This is a genomic window from Alphaproteobacteria bacterium HT1-32, from assembly GCA_009649675.1.
GTDB lineage: Bacteria > Pseudomonadota > Alphaproteobacteria > Rhodospirillales > HT1-32 > HT1-32.
In genome coordinates, this window is sequence record WJPL01000002.1 from 555,965 (window position 1) to 570,429 (window position 14,465).

13 protein-coding genes are annotated in these 14,465 nt (G+C 56.3%); 6 read left to right on the forward strand and 7 right to left on the reverse strand.

Annotation, left to right across the window (positions count from 1 at the left end):
- Nucleotides 1-10: 10 nt before the first annotated feature.
- The 4 genes from topA (at nucleotide 11) to rpmG (ending at nucleotide 6,732) form a co-directional block, all read left to right on the forward strand.
- Nucleotides 11-2,608, forward strand: coding sequence for a type I DNA topoisomerase (gene topA, locus GH722_14080; protein MRG72892.1), 2,598 nt, complete (start codon nucleotides 11-13; stop codon nucleotides 2,606-2,608).
- A complete protein-coding gene (rnr, locus tag GH722_14085) occupies nucleotides 2,605-4,842 on the forward strand; it encodes a ribonuclease R (protein MRG72893.1) in 2,238 nt (745 codons plus the stop codon). Before topA ends, rnr begins: the two co-directional genes overlap by 4 nt.
- Nucleotides 4,843-4,916: 74 nt before the next feature.
- Nucleotides 4,917-6,488 carry a PDZ domain-containing protein gene (locus GH722_14090; protein MRG72894.1) on the forward strand — a complete coding sequence of 524 codons (1,572 nt, stop codon included), beginning with the start codon at nucleotides 4,917-4,919 and terminating at the stop codon, nucleotides 6,486-6,488.
- A 76-nt stretch (nucleotides 6,489-6,564) separates the two neighbouring features.
- On the forward strand, nucleotides 6,565-6,732 hold the full coding sequence (gene rpmG, locus GH722_14095) for a 50S ribosomal protein L33 (GenBank protein ID MRG72895.1): 168 nt from the start codon (nucleotides 6,565-6,567) through the stop codon (nucleotides 6,730-6,732).
- Between the two features lie 98 nt (nucleotides 6,733-6,830).
- Here rpmG and GH722_14100 read toward each other — a convergent pair whose 3' ends face one another.
- The gene (locus GH722_14100; protein ID MRG72896.1) at nucleotides 6,831-7,208 is read right to left on the reverse strand and encodes a response regulator; all 378 of its coding nucleotides are present in this window, start codon (nucleotides 7,206-7,208) and stop codon (nucleotides 6,831-6,833) included.
- 381 nt (nucleotides 7,209-7,589) lie between these two features.
- Nucleotides 7,590-8,252 (reverse strand): cyclic nucleotide-binding domain-containing protein, encoded by a 663-nt coding sequence (locus tag GH722_14105; GenBank protein ID MRG72897.1) that lies wholly within the window; start codon nucleotides 8,250-8,252, stop codon nucleotides 7,590-7,592.
- Between the two features lie 263 nt (nucleotides 8,253-8,515).
- Here GH722_14105 and GH722_14110 point away from each other — a divergent pair, with 263 nt between their 5' ends.
- Both GH722_14110 and GH722_14115 read left to right on the forward strand, forming a co-directional pair.
- Complete coding sequence (locus GH722_14110; protein ID MRG72898.1) at nucleotides 8,516-9,190, forward strand: hypothetical protein; 675 nt, start codon at nucleotides 8,516-8,518, stop codon at nucleotides 9,188-9,190.
- Nucleotides 9,108-9,629 (forward strand): hypothetical protein, encoded by a 522-nt coding sequence (locus GH722_14115; protein MRG72899.1) that lies wholly within the window; start codon nucleotides 9,108-9,110, stop codon nucleotides 9,627-9,629. The genes GH722_14110 and GH722_14115 overlap by 83 nt, the downstream gene beginning before the upstream one ends.
- A 36-nt stretch (nucleotides 9,630-9,665) precedes the next feature.
- Here the strand turns inward: GH722_14115 and GH722_14120 are convergent, their stop codons facing one another.
- The 5 genes from GH722_14120 to GH722_14140 are packed head-to-tail and all read right to left on the reverse strand — an operon-like array spanning nucleotide 9,666 to nucleotide 14,444.
- Nucleotides 9,666-10,643 carry an N-formylglutamate amidohydrolase gene (locus GH722_14120; GenBank protein ID MRG72900.1) on the reverse strand — a complete coding sequence of 326 codons (978 nt, stop codon included), beginning with the start codon at nucleotides 10,641-10,643 and terminating at the stop codon, nucleotides 9,666-9,668.
- On the reverse strand, nucleotides 10,529-11,533 hold the full coding sequence (locus tag GH722_14125) for an ATP-binding cassette domain-containing protein (GenBank protein MRG72901.1): 1,005 nt from the start codon (nucleotides 11,531-11,533) through the stop codon (nucleotides 10,529-10,531). Before GH722_14125 ends, GH722_14120 begins: the two co-directional genes overlap by 115 nt.
- Nucleotides 11,530-12,513 carry an ATP-binding cassette domain-containing protein gene (locus GH722_14130; GenBank protein ID MRG72902.1) on the reverse strand — a complete coding sequence of 328 codons (984 nt, stop codon included), beginning with the start codon at nucleotides 12,511-12,513 and terminating at the stop codon, nucleotides 11,530-11,532. Before GH722_14130 ends, GH722_14125 begins: the two co-directional genes overlap by 4 nt.
- Nucleotides 12,514-12,525: 12 nt before the next feature.
- Nucleotides 12,526-13,470 (reverse strand): ABC transporter permease subunit, encoded by a 945-nt coding sequence (locus GH722_14135; protein ID MRG72903.1) that lies wholly within the window; start codon nucleotides 13,468-13,470, stop codon nucleotides 12,526-12,528.
- Nucleotides 13,467-14,444, reverse strand: a complete 978-nt coding sequence (locus GH722_14140; protein ID MRG72904.1) for an ABC transporter permease subunit — start codon at nucleotides 14,442-14,444, stop codon at nucleotides 13,467-13,469. Before GH722_14140 ends, GH722_14135 begins: the two co-directional genes overlap by 4 nt.
- Nucleotides 14,445-14,465 lie beyond the last annotated feature (21 nt).

A 14,465-nucleotide genomic window follows, 5' to 3' on the forward strand; every position in this document is an offset into this window, starting at 1 on the left:
AATGCTGCTTATGAACGTCGTCGTCGTCGAATCACCCGCCAAGGCAAAGACCATCAACAAGTATCTCGGCAAGGACTATGTGGTTCTTGCGTCCTTCGGGCATGTCCGGGATTTGCCGCCAAAAGACGGGTCCGTCGACCCGGACCAGGACTTCAATATGCTGTGGCAGGTTCAGCCTGATTCCGAACGGCATCTGAAAGAAATCACCAAAGCGGTCAAGGGCGCCGACAAACTGTTTCTCGCAACCGATCCGGATCGTGAAGGTGAAGCCATCTCCTGGCATGTGCTGGAAGAATTGCAGCGGCGCAAGGCACTGAAGAATGTCGATGTGAAGCGGGTGGTGTTCAACGAGATTACAAAAACCGCTGTTACCACGGCAATGCAGAACCCCCGCGATATTGATCGCCCTCTGGTCGATGCCTATCTGGCGCGCCGGGCGCTCGATTATCTCGTTGGCTTTACCCTGTCGCCGATCCTCTGGCGCAAGCTGCCGAAGTCCCGCAGTGCCGGGCGTGTGCAGTCTGTTGCGCTCAGGCTGGTCTGTGAACGGGAAGCCGAGATTGAAGTCTTCAAGCCGCAGGAATACTGGTCGGTTACGGCACGTCTCGCGAATGGCGCGAAAGCCGAGTTTGATGCCCGTCTGGCGCGGATTGACGGTAAAAGACTGGATAAGTTCGAGCTTGGGAATGCCGGTTCTGCCGAGACGGCGGCTGATCTGATCAAAAGTTCTCCGCTGAGTGTGACCTCTGTTGAGAAGAAGCGCACACAGCGTCGCCCGCAACCGCCGTTCACTACCTCGACCCTGCAGCAGGAAGCGGCACGAAAGCTGTATTTCGGTGCCAAGCGGACAATGCAACTGGCGCAGAAATTATACGAAGGTATGACGCTGGATGGTGAGACCGTTGGTCTGATCACCTATATGCGTACCGATGGTGTGCAGATGGCGAATGAAGCCATCGAAGCCTGTCGTACACATATCGGCGGCAATTACGGATCGAATTACGTTCCGAAAGAGCCCCGGATATACAAGACCAAGGCAAAGAATGCGCAGGAAGCCCATGAGGCTATCCGCCCGACCGATGTGACTCGCACACCGGAAATGATGCGCAAATATCTCGATCAGGATCAGCAGCGGCTTTACGAGCTGATCTGGCTGCGGACCATCGCCAGTCAGATGGAAGCCGCGCAGATTGATCAGGTCGGTGTTGATATCGATACGAAAGACGGCAAGGCCGGCTTGCGGGCAACGGGGTCAACCATCGCGTTTGACGGTTTTCTCAAGGTCTATCGGGAAGGCATGGACGACAGCGACGGAGACGATGACGACCGGCGTCTGCCGCCCCTGAATGAAGGCGAGGCGATTGACCTGCGTGAAGTCCTGCCGGAACAGCATTTTACACAGCCACCACCACGTTATTCCGAGGCCAGTCTGGTCAAGAAGATGGAAGAGCTCGGTATCGGCCGTCCGTCGACCTATGCGTCTGTTCTCTCCGTCCTGCAGGACCGTGGTTATGTCCGGCTTGATAATCGCCGTTTCATTCCGGAAGACATGGGGCGTCTGGTCACGACTTTCCTGACGAACTTTTTTGAACGTTATATTCAGTACAATTTCACCGCCGATCTGGAAAACAAGCTGGATGAAATTTCGGCAGACCGGGTGAATTACAAGGTTGTGCTGCACGAATTCTGGGACGCCTTCCATCAGGCTGTTGATGGCGCAAAAGACCTGACAATCACCAATGTCATTGATGCGCTGGATGAGGCGCTGGGGCCGCATTTCTTCCCGGAGACCGAGGAAAACCAGGCCCCGCGCAACTGCCCCTCATGCGATGACGGACGGCTTGGCCTGAAGCTTGGCAAGTTCGGAGCCTTTATCGGCTGCTCGAATTATCCGGAATGCAAACATACCCGTAAGCTGGAGATTCTCGGCGACGGCGAGGATGACGGTGCGATCGCGGCGGATGGTCCGGTAGAACTGGGGGAAGACCCGGAAACCGGCAAGATGATCACCCTGCGCAAAGGGCCGTACGGTCATTATGTCCAGCTGGGTGAGCCGGAAGAAAAGAAGAAGCCGAAACGCGCGTCCCTGCCGAAGGGGCTGGCACCGGCAGATGTTGATCTGGAAAAAGCGATCGGTCTTTTACGCCTGCCGCGTGATGTCGGACCGCATCCGGAAACCGGTGAAATGATTCAGGCCGGCCTTGGACGTTTCGGGCCCTACCTGAAATATGATGGCGGGTTTACCTCGCTGCCGGCGGATGATGATCTGCTGAGCATCGGGCTGAACCGGGCTGTGACGATTATTGCCGAGGCGCAGGCGAAGAAAGGCGGCGGCAAGGCGATTGATCTTGGTGCCCACCCTGATGACAAGAAGCCTGTGAAAATCAAATCCGGCCGTTTCGGGCCCTATGCAGAGCATGGCAAAATCCGTGCGACCCTGCCCAAGGGTACTGAAATGGACAGCGTGACGCTGGAACAGGCGGTGGAGCTGATTGCTGCGAAGGCGGCCAAGGGTGGTAAAACCACCAAGGCCAAAACCACCAAGGCGAAGACGACGAAAGCAAAAACCACCAAGGCCAAGCCCAAGACGCGCGAGAGCGCAGCCTGAGGCGGACGCCCGTGGCCGACAAACAGAAGTCCGTTCCTTTTCCAAGCCGGGAGCAGGTCGCCGAATTCATCAGGCTTTCGCCTGGCAAGGTTGGGAAAAGGGAAATTGCGCGTGCCTTCCACATTCGTGGACAGGATCGCCCGCTGCTGAAGAAACTGCTTCGGCAGATGGAAAAGGACGGCATGCTGGAAAAAGGTGATCGCAAGAGTTTCCGTCAGCCCGGAGATCTGCCCTCCGTCACGGTTCTGAAAATTTCACGGATCGACAAGGACGGAGAGCTGTTCGCCATTCCGGTCAGCTGGGAAGGTGAGGGAGACGGGCCAGAGGTCAATATTGTCAGTATTGGTCGTGGCAGTGCGCCGGGTCTGAACGACAAGGTCCTCGCCCGTTGTGACAAGGATGGTGAAGGCGGCTATCGCGGCAAGGTGATCCGGCGGCTGGAACGCCAGACGCCGGGTATTCTGGCAGTTGCCCGTCAGGATGCGGCGGGGAACTGGCGGCTGAAATCGATCGACCGGCGGGATCGCGATGAATTCGCCGCTGTCGGGCGTCTGCCGGCAGATCTGGTCGCCGGGACGATGGTTCGCGCTGAAGTGCTGAATGGTCGTGAACTCGGATTGAAACCGGCAAAGATCGTTGAAGTTCTGGGGGATATGTCCGGCCCCGGAGCGATCACCGATATCGTTATCAAGCGACATGGCATTCTGGATGTGTTTCCGGATGCCGCGACGCAGGAAGCGGAAAAGGCGAAGGCTGCACCGCCTGAAGGCCGGGTGGATTTGCGCAAGGTACCGCTGGTCACGATTGACGGTGAGGATGCCCGCGACTTTGACGATGCCGTTTTTGCGGAACCGGATGACGATCCGGACAATCCCGGTGGTTTTCATCTGATTATCGCGATTGCTGATGTGGCCTGGTATGTCCGGCCGGGAAGTCCGCTGGACAAGGCTGCCTTTGAACGCGGCAATTCCACCTATTTCCCGGATCGTGCCGTTCCGATGTTGCCGGAAGTGCTGTCGAATGGCTGGTGCTCGCTGATGCCGCGGGAGGACCGGCCCTGCATGGTGGCGCATATCTGGATCAGTGCGAAAGGCGCCATTCTTCGCAGCCGGATAGAGCGGGGACTGATGAACTCGGTTGCCCGGCTGACCTATAAACAGGTTCAGAGGGCGCAGGACGGCTTTCCCGACCCGGACGTGGAGGTGTTGCTCAAACCGGTCATTGCGCCGCTGTACGATGCCTTCAGGGCGCTGGAGACGGCACGCCGGTCCCGGGGAGTGATGGAACTCGACCTTCCGGAACGTCAGATCATTCTGAATGAAGAGGGCGCGGTTGACCGCATTCAGCCGCGTGAGCGCCTCGACAGCCACAAGCTGATCGAGGAATTCATGATCTGCGCCAATGTGGCGGTTGCCGATGCCCTGGTGAAAAAACGTCGTGCGACAGTGTTTCGCATTCATGACCAGCCGGGAATGGAGAAGCTCGAATCCCTGCGCCAGTTCCTTGAAGGATTTGGTCTCAGCCTGACCAAGGGCGTGATCCGGACCGGTGACTTCAACAATATCCTCCAGAAGGTTGTCGGCGCTCCGCATCAGGGGCTGGTCAATCAGGTTGTGCTGCGGTCGCAGAGCCAGGCGGCCTATAGCCCTGATAATATCGGACATTTCGGGCTGGCGCTGGTTCGCTACTGTCATTTCACGTCACCGATCCGCAGATATGCGGATCTGATGGTTCACCGCGCCCTGATTGATGCCTTTGATCTTGGGCCGGGTGGTGTGAATTACGAAAGTAGCGAAGACCTGGTTGAGCCGGCAGAGCATATCTCTGTCACTGAGCGACGATCTTCGGATGCTGAGCGTGATTCGACTGATCGATATATTGCCTCGTTTCTGGCTGACCGTGTTGGCGCTGACTTCGAAGCAACGGTTTCCGGTGTTACCCGGTTTGGACTGTTCATGGCACTGAAGGAGACGGGTGCTGACGGACTGGTGCCGATATCCTCCCTGCCGGACGATTATTATGACCATGATGCGGTCACGCACCGCCTGACGGGCAATTCAGCCGGACGGGTTTATGCGCTGGGTGACGATTTCACCGTGCGTCTCGTTGAAGCGTCACCTGTGACGGGCGGGATGCTGTTTGAAATCCTCAATCATCCGAAACCGGGGCCGGGTGCAAGGCGGGGAAGGGGCCGGGGGAAAGGGCACCCACCGCGTCATAAACGCAGGCGCTAACGCTACTTTAAGATAAAAAGCGCTGTTCTAGGGCAACAAGGAGCGCAATAATTGCCCCAACGGAACAGTTGCTGATGTCAATGTACAGCAATATCAATGGCTTGAAGGTTTTCTCAGTTGCTGCCCTCTTCTGGGTGAGCGCCTGCACGACTCCGCCTCAGGATACAATTGCCGAAACCCCGCGGGATGTTTATGCAGAAAAGCTGACAGAAGTGTTTAATGTCGGCTACGGGAGAATACTTTCCCGTTATATCGACCCGGTAAATGCCGGAGAGCTCGCCGTAAGTGGCCTGAATGGTCTGGTGGCCATCGATTCATCGATTGCCGTCAATCTTTCGGGACCGAAAAAGATCACGATCAACCGCCGTGATACCGAACTGGCGTCCTTTGACCGGCCGCTGGATGAAGACCTTGCCGGCTGGGTTGCCGTTACCGTGGATATGGTGACAGAGCTTCGCAAGTCCGATGGCAGCTTTGCTTCAGCGAGCACAGAACAGGTGTTCCAGGCGGCGTTCGATGGCGCAATGTCCCGGCTGGATACCTATTCCCGGTATTTTGGTGCAGATGATGCAAACCGTCGCCGTTCGGAACGCAGTGGTTTTGGCGGTATCGGGATTGGCTTCCGGTCGGATGGCGATGTCATCAAGGTCCTGTCGGTCCATCCGGAATCCCCTGCTGCGAAAGTCGGACTACAGCCTGGTGACAGCATCGTCGCAGTTGATGGTGTGCCTGTGTCCGGCTGGGGACAGGACAGGGTTATTGAAACTGTGCGTGGCAAGATCGGTACAGAAATCGAGATGCTTGTGCGTAACGGCTATGGCATCGAGCGTGTCGTTTCGGTTCGCCGTGAGAAGATCGTCTCGCCGACGGTGATCTACAAACGGATGGACTCGGTCGCCTATATCCAGCTCACCGGTTTCCGGGTCGATACGGCAAACCGGCTGGAAGATGCGATCAGCCGGGCCAAACGGGATATCGGCAGTGGCCTTCGCGGCATCATTCTTGACCTGCGCAACAATCCTGGTGGTTTTCTTGATCAGTCTGTCCGGGTTTCCGATCTCTTCCTGAGCCATGGACGGATTGTTTCGGCCAAAGGCCGTCATCCCAGCAGTCTGCAGAGCTTTGAAGCGCATGATGGTGATCTGGCCGATGGTCTGCCGATGGTCGTGATTGTCGATGGCCGGTCTGCTTCTGCTGCCGAGATTGTTGCTTCTGCTCTTCAGGATGCGGGCAGGGCAGTGGTTATCGGTGCGACCTCCTATGGCAAGGGGACGGTGCAGAATGTTATCGACCTGCCGAACGAGGCGGAAATCGCGCTGACATGGGCTCGTTTTCACGCGCCTTCCGGCTACGCCCTGCAACATCTCGGCGTGATGCCGACGGTTTGTACGAGTGCTGTCGATCATGATGCCCGTCAGGTGCTGAGAGATAGTAATGCGCGCCGTAAGGAGATTGCCCGGCAGATGATTGACTGGCGGCTGATTGATGTCTCTGACGAAGCCGGACGGCAGGGATTACGCAATCTGTGCCCCAGCCGGAGACTGAACCGTTCCTTCGAACTGGATGTGGCGATGCGTCTGCTGGATGACCGGGTCGCCTACTTACGGGCGCTTGATGCATCGGTTACCGCTGTCGCCGGATATTAGGCTGTATTGAACACTTGACAGTTGCTGTTCCGAGGGTATTTTCCGCGCTCTATTTCAGACCGCAGAGGTTCCGGGTATGGCTAAGCCAAATACACTCAAGATCAAGCTCGTCAGTACAGCCGACACGGGCTACTACTATGTGACGAAGAAGAACCCGCGGACGCAGACTGAGAAGCTGGAATTCCGGAAATACGACCCGGTTGTTCGCAAGCATGTCACGTTCCGGGAAGCCAAGATTAAATAATCTGACCGTTTTCAGGTTATGCAGAATAAGAAAAGGCCGCTGTTCTCAGCGGCCTTTTCTTTATCTCTGACTGTTTACAGGCGCTGCCTGAGTAGGGGTCAGTTCAGGAAGCTGGCAACGGTTTCCAGGAAGTTCGCGACAGAAATCGGCTTGGCAATATAGCCTTCGCAGCCGCCTTCGCGGATTTTTTCCTCATCACCCTTCATGGCGAATGCCGTTACGGCAATGACCGGAATATGCTTCAGACCCGGGTCTTCCTTGAGCATTCTGGTAATCTCCAGCCCGGAGATCTCAGGCAGCTGAATATCCATCAGGATAAGGTCCGGCATATTGTCACGGGCCAGTTTCAGGGCTTCCTTGCCGTCCTTGGACTGCAGGGTCTCATACCCATGCGCCTGAAGCAGGTCATTGAACAGTTTCATGTTCAATTCGTTGTCTTCGACGATAAGAATTTTCTTTGCCATAATAATCCTGATTTTGCCTACGTGCCTTAACTTAACCAATACACCCCGGCTTTGACAATCAGGCAAGTTATTTAGCTATGAATTGCAACACAGCTCAATGTCATCAGATAAAAAATGGGCGGTCATAATGACCGCCCGAGTATGTCTGGAACTATCGAAATGAAAAAGGCTCCCTCAGAATCCGAGGCCGCCTGTGATGCCGAGACCTGTCGACATGATAATGGCGAAGAAGGTCAATGGGCCGGCAACTGCAAAAGCTTTCCAACTGGTCATTGCGTCAATCCTTTCGTCATAACTGGTTTCAGGCCAGTAACATCATGATAGCGCTGCTGACAGAGACTGCAGTGCGCTGGATCACAATGGTTAACGAAGGATGTAACCGGAAGTTCCGGATTATTCGCCGCGAACTTCCTCGACCATGTCTTCAAGCCGGTTAACGTCGAGAATGACCAGAGCGTTCTTCTGGCGTTCGACCAGCTTTTTGCGGGCAAGGTCATTCAATACGCGGGCAACGGTTTCACGGGTCGTACTGACGCGGCTGGCGATATCGCTATGGACCGGGATCGGGGTTATCCGGGCGATATTCTCATCGGCACCGACGACCCGGGCCTGTCGCAGCAGTTCGGCATGGACCCTGTTGTTCGCGCCAAGCGTCGACAGGTCCATGATCCGGTCTGTCGATGCCCGGATGATACGGGTGAATTCCAGCATGACTTTCAAGGCAATCGAGGGATGTGCCTCTAGCATGCTCATGAAGTGAGTAGGACGCATGGTGGCAACCAGCGTGCTCTCGAGCGCCATTACACTGGCAGAGCGTGGATGCCCGTCCAGTGCGGCGAGCTGACCGAAATAGCTCCCGGATTCCAGGTCATCGAGGGTTACCTCGCGTCCGGAGAGTGAGTAGAGAACAACCCTGACCCGGCCTTCGACCACGAAGAAGACGTCCCGGCTTTCACTATCGCGGTCAATGATCTGTTCCTGACTTGAATATCTGTTGAAAGCACACAGCTTCTCAATCGCATCCAGCTCGGATTGCTCCAGGTCTGCGAACAACATTACGCTCGAAAGCGAACTTCCCCCGTCAGCGGTCACACGGTCCCCGATGTCATGTTATCGTCGTTTACGTCTTCTGGCCGGACAGTCGTGCTATGACCGCTTCCCCCGACATGCCTATCCTTGTTTATTTCCGATAGACCGTCAACTTGCGTGCAATACGGGGGGCTGTAGAGGGTAACAGGCAGTGCCGCAGGCGATCAGTCGTTGCCCCGCAGGCGGCCTTGAGGCAGGATGCACCGGTTGCTTTTCCAAGGATAATGAAGTTGAAGCAGGGTAGAAGCGATTTCCTGAATATCGTCAATGATGCGGTCATCCGGTTTCCGGATAATCGCATGTGTCGGCGCGTGATTGCCGGTGAAATGACCCTGGTGGATTATCACAACCTGCTACTGACCCTGTTTCATCAGGTTTACGAGGCGCCGACTTCCATGGCTCTGGCAGCTGCCACCTGCGATCCTGAGCAGGAGTTTGCCAAGGATTACCTGCTGATGCAGGCGGACCAGGCAAAAAGTCAATGGAAGCTGATACGGAACGATCTTGCGGCTACCGGCTACAGCGACCGGGATCCCCACGATGATTTTCCGTCACCGCCCTGTCAGGCCTATGTGGCGTTTAATTTTTACATCGCACTGAAAGCTCCGATGGCGCGTATCGCGACCGGGCTGGTGCTGAAGACTATTGGAGCCAGTTTTGGCGGAAATTACGCCAGCAAGCTGATTCAGGATCTGGACCTGTCACCGGAACAGGCATCGTTCCTGTTCGCGATGTCGGGGGACGACGTCGACCATGTTGATGAGGTCGAACAGGTTATCGAAAAAGCTTATCTGACCGACCGTGACTGGCGCTGGATGTGTCATGCTGCAAAAACAGCCAGCCATCTTTACGCCAACATGTATAACGCTGTGGTCAGTGGAACCGGGCGCCGGAATGCAGATTAAGCTCAGCGAGCTTTCACACGGGCAGTATCTCATCACCTTTGGGCATACTTCTATCCAGATGGGCGCAGCCGACTTTGCTGCGCTGAAAGCGGAACTGAAGGTCTATATCGACAAGGATGAGGCAGAGAACCGCCTGACATCTGCCAAGCAGCTCTTTGAAAAGCTGCTGGTAGCGAATGATGCAGGCGTTCAGAACCTTATCAAGGAAGCGCATTTTACCGATATGGTGGTGGTCATGCAGGCATTTGCCGCAAACCATCAGCTGATGGCAAAATTTTCCAGAAATATGAGCAAGCGTTCGATGATGATGTATCAGGATGCTCTGAACACGCGTCAGGACCAGGCGGTCGATGCTGAAGAGGCGAGTGGCGCCGTTAGCCGGCTGTTGCGGCTGGCCCAGAAACTTGTCAACGAGAAGAAGCTGACATTCGAGGGATAAGGGAAGAGAGACCCGGTTTCCGTCGTGGAGCGGCGTTTAACGGCCCGCAGTGGCGAATTCAGCGAGAACCCGGATCAGATCAGTGATCTTTTCCTTCAGCGCAACGAAGTCTGCACTCCGCTCGACCCGTTCCTCATTCATGTAGAGACCGCGATTGATCTCGATCTGTACGCTGTGGCGATGGTCTGCCGGGTTGCTGTAGCGCCGGACAAGTTCCACTCCCTTGTACGGATCGTTGACACGGACATCATATCCATATCCCCGCAATGTACTGGCTATCAGGTCAGTGAAAGCGGGATCGCAGGTCGAGCCGTCCCGGTCTCCGATAACCATGTCCGGTCGCAGTTTCCCGGGGCCCTCGGGCGATATGTTGGAGGAGCGTGCCGGCATCGAATGACAGTTCACATGCCAGACCCTGCCAAAGGCCTTGCGGCGCTCGTCAAGGGTCCGGGAGACCGTCTCATGATAGGGACGCCAGAAGGAATCGATACGGTTCCGGACTTCCGCCACGGACAGTTTACGGTCATAGACTTCGCCCCCGGGCTCGCGGCAGGGGATCAGACCGATACCAAGGGCGACTTTCGGGCCCGGGTTGAGTTCACCGGGCCAGACACCATCCAGCATCGACGGGTCCAGATCGTCTTCCGCCCGGTTCGGATCGATATAGGATCTCGGGAACAGGGCGCGAACCATGGTGGCCCCGTATGCGGGAGCTTCACCGAACAGATCGTCAATGAAAGCATCCTCTGTATGCCGGAGCGCGATATGCGGCAACCGTGAGCCGAAATCTGACGGATAGGTACTGCCGCTGTGCGGTGAATCCAGAACCAGAGGACAAACCGCAACATCCGGATCTATCCGTTCGACCACATTCTCAATATGAAAAGACACAGCCACGATTAACCGTCGTTCAGATGGCAGGCTGACAGCCGGCCTGGTGCAATTTCGCGAAGTGCGGGCCGTTCGGCCTTGCAGCGTGCCGTGGCATGCGGGCAACGCGGATGAAAATGACATCCCGGCGGGGGATCGAGCGGTGAGGGAATTTCCCCGCTGACCGGCTCATAGACCCGGTGCCGGATATCAAGCCGGGGGACTTCGCCCAGCAGTGCCTGAGTGTAGGGGTGGTTCGGGCTGTCAAAGATATCGTCAGTCTTGGCGACTTCCACGACGCGGCCGAGATACATGATCACCACCCGGTCGGAAATATGTTCAACGACACTGAGGTCGTGACTGATGAACAGGTAGGTGAGGTCGAGATCGGTCCGCAGATCCATGAACAGGTTGATGACCTGTGCCTGAATGGAAACGTCCAGTGCGGCGATAGCCTCATCGCAGACAATGAACTCCGGATTGACGGCAAGCGCACGGGCGATGCCGATACGCTGACGCTGTCCGCCGGAGAACTGATGCGGGTAGCGCTTGCGATATTCCGGATCAAGGCCGACCCGCAGCATCACCTCAGCGGCATAATCCGCCTTGTCCTTCTTGTTGACGATGCCGTGGACGACAGGCGCCTCGGAGATGATGTCTTCGACCCGCATCCGCGGGTTGAGTGATGCAAACGGGTCCTGAAAGATCATCTGGATTTTCAGGGCCGCATTGCGCGTATCCGCGTCATTCATGTCGGCGATGCTCTGTCCATTGAACAGAATGTCACCTTCTGTGCGCGGCAGGATACCGGCAATCATGCGGCCAAGTGTCGACTTGCCGCAGCCTGATTCTCCAACCAGACCGACAACCTCTCCGTGAGAGACTTCGATGGAGACACCATCAACAGCATGAACGACTTCTTCGCGTACTTTCGAGCCGAACTTCTGTGCGATCTTGCCGGCGATATCCAGGCGCTTCACAAAGCGTTTGGAGACATCGAGGGTCTGGATCATGGGTTTGCCGGTTGCGGTCATGCTGCGGTCTCCAGATGGGGGTTATGGCAGCGCAGCTGGCGACCGGAACTGAGTGTCTCGATTTCCGGCTCGACATTGCAGGCGTCTGTTGCACGCGGGCAACGGTTCTTGAAGGTGCAGCCGACGGGCAGCTTCAGCAGGGAAGGGGTCATTCCGGGAATCTGGAACAGCCGCTGTCCGCGCTTGTTATGGCTGGGCACGGACCCGATCAGACCGTGGGTATAGGGATGTGCCGGGCTGTCCAGGATATCCTCGACCCGGCCCTGTTCGACAATCCGTCCCGCATACATGACACAAACCCGGTCAGCCAGTCCTGCAATAACGGCGAGGTCATGGGTGATCCACATCAGAGCCGTACCGGTTTCACGGCAGAGCTTCTGGGTTTCGTAGAGGATCTGTCCCTGAATGGTGACGTCGAGAGCCGTTGTCGGTTCATCTGCAATGATGAGTTCCGGTTTGTTCAGCAGGGCAATGGCAATGGCAACACGCTGCCGCATACCGCCTGAGAACTGATGCGGATAGGAACGCAGCCGTTCATCCGGAGCCGGAATACCAACCTGGCCCAGAGCGTCCCGGGCCCGTTGCCTGGCTTCATCCTTGCTGACCTTTTCATGGGCCAGCACGGTTTCGATCATCTGCGTATCAATACGCAGGACCGGGTTCAGGGTCATCATCGGATCCTGAAAGATCATCGCGATGCGGTTGCCGCGAAGCTTCTGCATCTGCTCTTCCGGCATGCCGACAAGGTTCTGGCCTTTGTAGAGGACTTCCCCTCCGGCAATCTCGCCGGGCTGGTCGACAAGTCCGATGATCGAGAAGCCGGTAACCGACTTTCCAGATCCGGATTCGCCAACGAGACCCATGATCTCACCGCGTTTGACGTCAAAGCTGACACCATCGACGGCCTTGGCAATCCCGGCCTTGGTGTAGAAATAGGTTTTAAGGTCGCGGACGCTGAGCGTCGGCTGATCGCTGCTCATGAGAGTTCGTCCTTATTTCTGGAGGCGGGGATTGAGGATGTCACGCAACTGGTCACCGACAAGATTGATGCCGACAATTGTGACCAGCAAAGCAAGGCCGGGGAAGAAGGTGATCCAGTATTTATGGCTGTGCATGTAATCAAAGCCATTGCGGATCAGCATGCCCAGTGACGGTTCGGTCTGCGGTACGCCGAGACCCAGGAAGCTCAGCGTCGCTTCCAGGCTGATGGCGTGCGCCGTCTGAACTGTTGCAACCACGATCAGCGGAGGCAGGCAGTTCGGCAGCAGGTGCCGGAAGACGATCCGGCGATGGCTCAGGGCAAGACAGGTTGCCGCTTCGACATATTCCTTCCGGCGTTCAACCAGCGCACTGCCGCGGACCGTACGGGCATAGTAGGCCCATTGCGCCACAATCAGCGCCATGATGGTCTTGTCGATACCCGGCCCAAGCACCGCCATGAAGACGAGGGCAATCAGGATGGCCGGAAAACTGAGCTGGATATCAACGATACGCATGATCAGCGTATCGACATAGCCGCCGAAGTAAGCTGCGGCGAGGCCGATGCTCATACCGAGAGCCAGAGCAATCAGACCGGAAGTGACGCCGACCGTGATGCTGGTTCTGAGACCATAGAATATGGCGCTCAGCATATCCCGTCCGGACCCGTCAGTACCAAGAACGTAGGTAAAGTCGCCGGCGAAATTCTGGCCGCCGGGTGCGATCAGGTTGTCCATCACATCGACTTTTGCCAGATCGAAAGGATCGGTCGGGGCGATCAGGGGAGCGAAGATCGCGATGAAAACGACAATCGAGGTAATAACCAGCCCGAAAACGGCAATCCTGCTCTCCAGAAAGTCTGAGGCAAACCGCTGAAATGGGGTCTGTACCCGTGCTGCTGCCGGCGCTGGTGTGATGCCACCGCCAGCCGATGCTTCTGCCGTAGCTTCCGGTTTCATGATTTGACGTCCTGAAGGCGGACCCGGGGGTCCAGAATTGAGTAAAGGATATCGACGAGCAGGTTGATGATGATGAACATCATCACCGTAATCATCAGATAGGCGACAACCATGGGCCGGTCGAGCAACAGGATCGATTCAATGATCAGCTTGCCCATCCCCGGCCAGGCAAAAATGGTTTCCGTGATGACCGAGAAGGCAATCAGGCCACCGAATTCGAGACCAATGACGGTCACGATCGGGATCATGATGTTCTTCATCAGGTGCAGCAGAATGACCCGTCGATAGGACAGCCCCTTTGCCCGTGCGAACTTGATGTAATCCATGTGGATCGTTTCGCGCACACCGGCCCGGGCAAGCCGGATAACCAGTGATATCTTGAGCAATGCCAGGTTCAGTGCCGGCATGAACAGATGGGTCAGACCGTCCCAGGTCAGAAAGCTGACCTCAATCCCCAGCACTTCCACCGTTTCGCCGCGCCCGGTTGAGGGCAGCCAGCCAAGATAAACGGCAAAGATCATGATCATCATCAGGCCAACCCAGAAGGTGGGGAGGCTGAACCCCAGGATTGAACCTGACATGATCAGTTTGGATGAGAATGTCCCATGGCGCAGGCCGGCATAAACACCGAGCGGAATACCGAGAACAATCGACAGGAACAGGGCACTGAAGGCCAGTTCGAGCGTCGCAGGCATTTTCTGCAGGATGAGCTGGAGGGCAGGGTCGTTCATCACGAACGAGTTGCCGAGATCACCCTGAAGCGCCTTTCCGACGAACTTCAGATATTGTTCATGGAACGGGAGATCGACGCCAAAATCGCGCTTAACCCGTTCGATCTCCTCCTGAGGAGCATCGGGGGAGACAAGCAGATCGGTTGGGTCGCCGATCTGATAAATCGCCATGAATACAAGAAATGACATAATCACGACGACCAGCAAACTCTGCAGCAATCGTCTGATAATAAAAACCGACATCTGTGCCTCCCCGATGTCAGG

Bases quoted from the DNA above. Each gene is read 5' to 3' on its own strand.
- topA (MRG72892.1), top strand. From the start codon at position 11: ATGAACGTCGTCGTCGTCGAATCACCCGCCAAGGCAAAGACCATCAAC.
- GH722_14090 (MRG72894.1), top strand. From the start codon at position 4,917: ATGTCAATGTACAGCAATATCAATGGCTTGAAGGTTTTCTCAGTTGCT.
- rpmG (MRG72895.1), top strand. From the start codon at position 6,565: ATGGCTAAGCCAAATACACTCAAGATCAAGCTCGTCAGTACAGCCGAC.
- GH722_14105 (MRG72897.1), bottom strand. From the start codon at position 8,252: ATGTTGTTCGCAGACCTGGAGCAATCCGAGCTGGATGCGATTGAGAAG.
- GH722_14115 (MRG72899.1), top strand. From the start codon at position 9,108: ATGCTGCAAAAACAGCCAGCCATCTTTACGCCAACATGTATAACGCTG.
- GH722_14120 (MRG72900.1), bottom strand. From the start codon at position 10,643: ATGTCATTTTCATCCGCGTTGCCCGCATGCCACGGCACGCTGCAAGGC.
- GH722_14125 (MRG72901.1), bottom strand. From the start codon at position 11,533: ATGACCGCAACCGGCAAACCCATGATCCAGACCCTCGATGTCTCCAAA.
- GH722_14130 (MRG72902.1), bottom strand. From the start codon at position 12,513: ATGAGCAGCGATCAGCCGACGCTCAGCGTCCGCGACCTTAAAACCTAT.
- GH722_14135 (MRG72903.1), bottom strand. From the start codon at position 13,470: ATGAAACCGGAAGCTACGGCAGAAGCATCGGCTGGCGGTGGCATCACA.
- GH722_14140 (MRG72904.1), bottom strand. From the start codon at position 14,444: ATGTCGGTTTTTATTATCAGACGATTGCTGCAGAGTTTGCTGGTCGTC.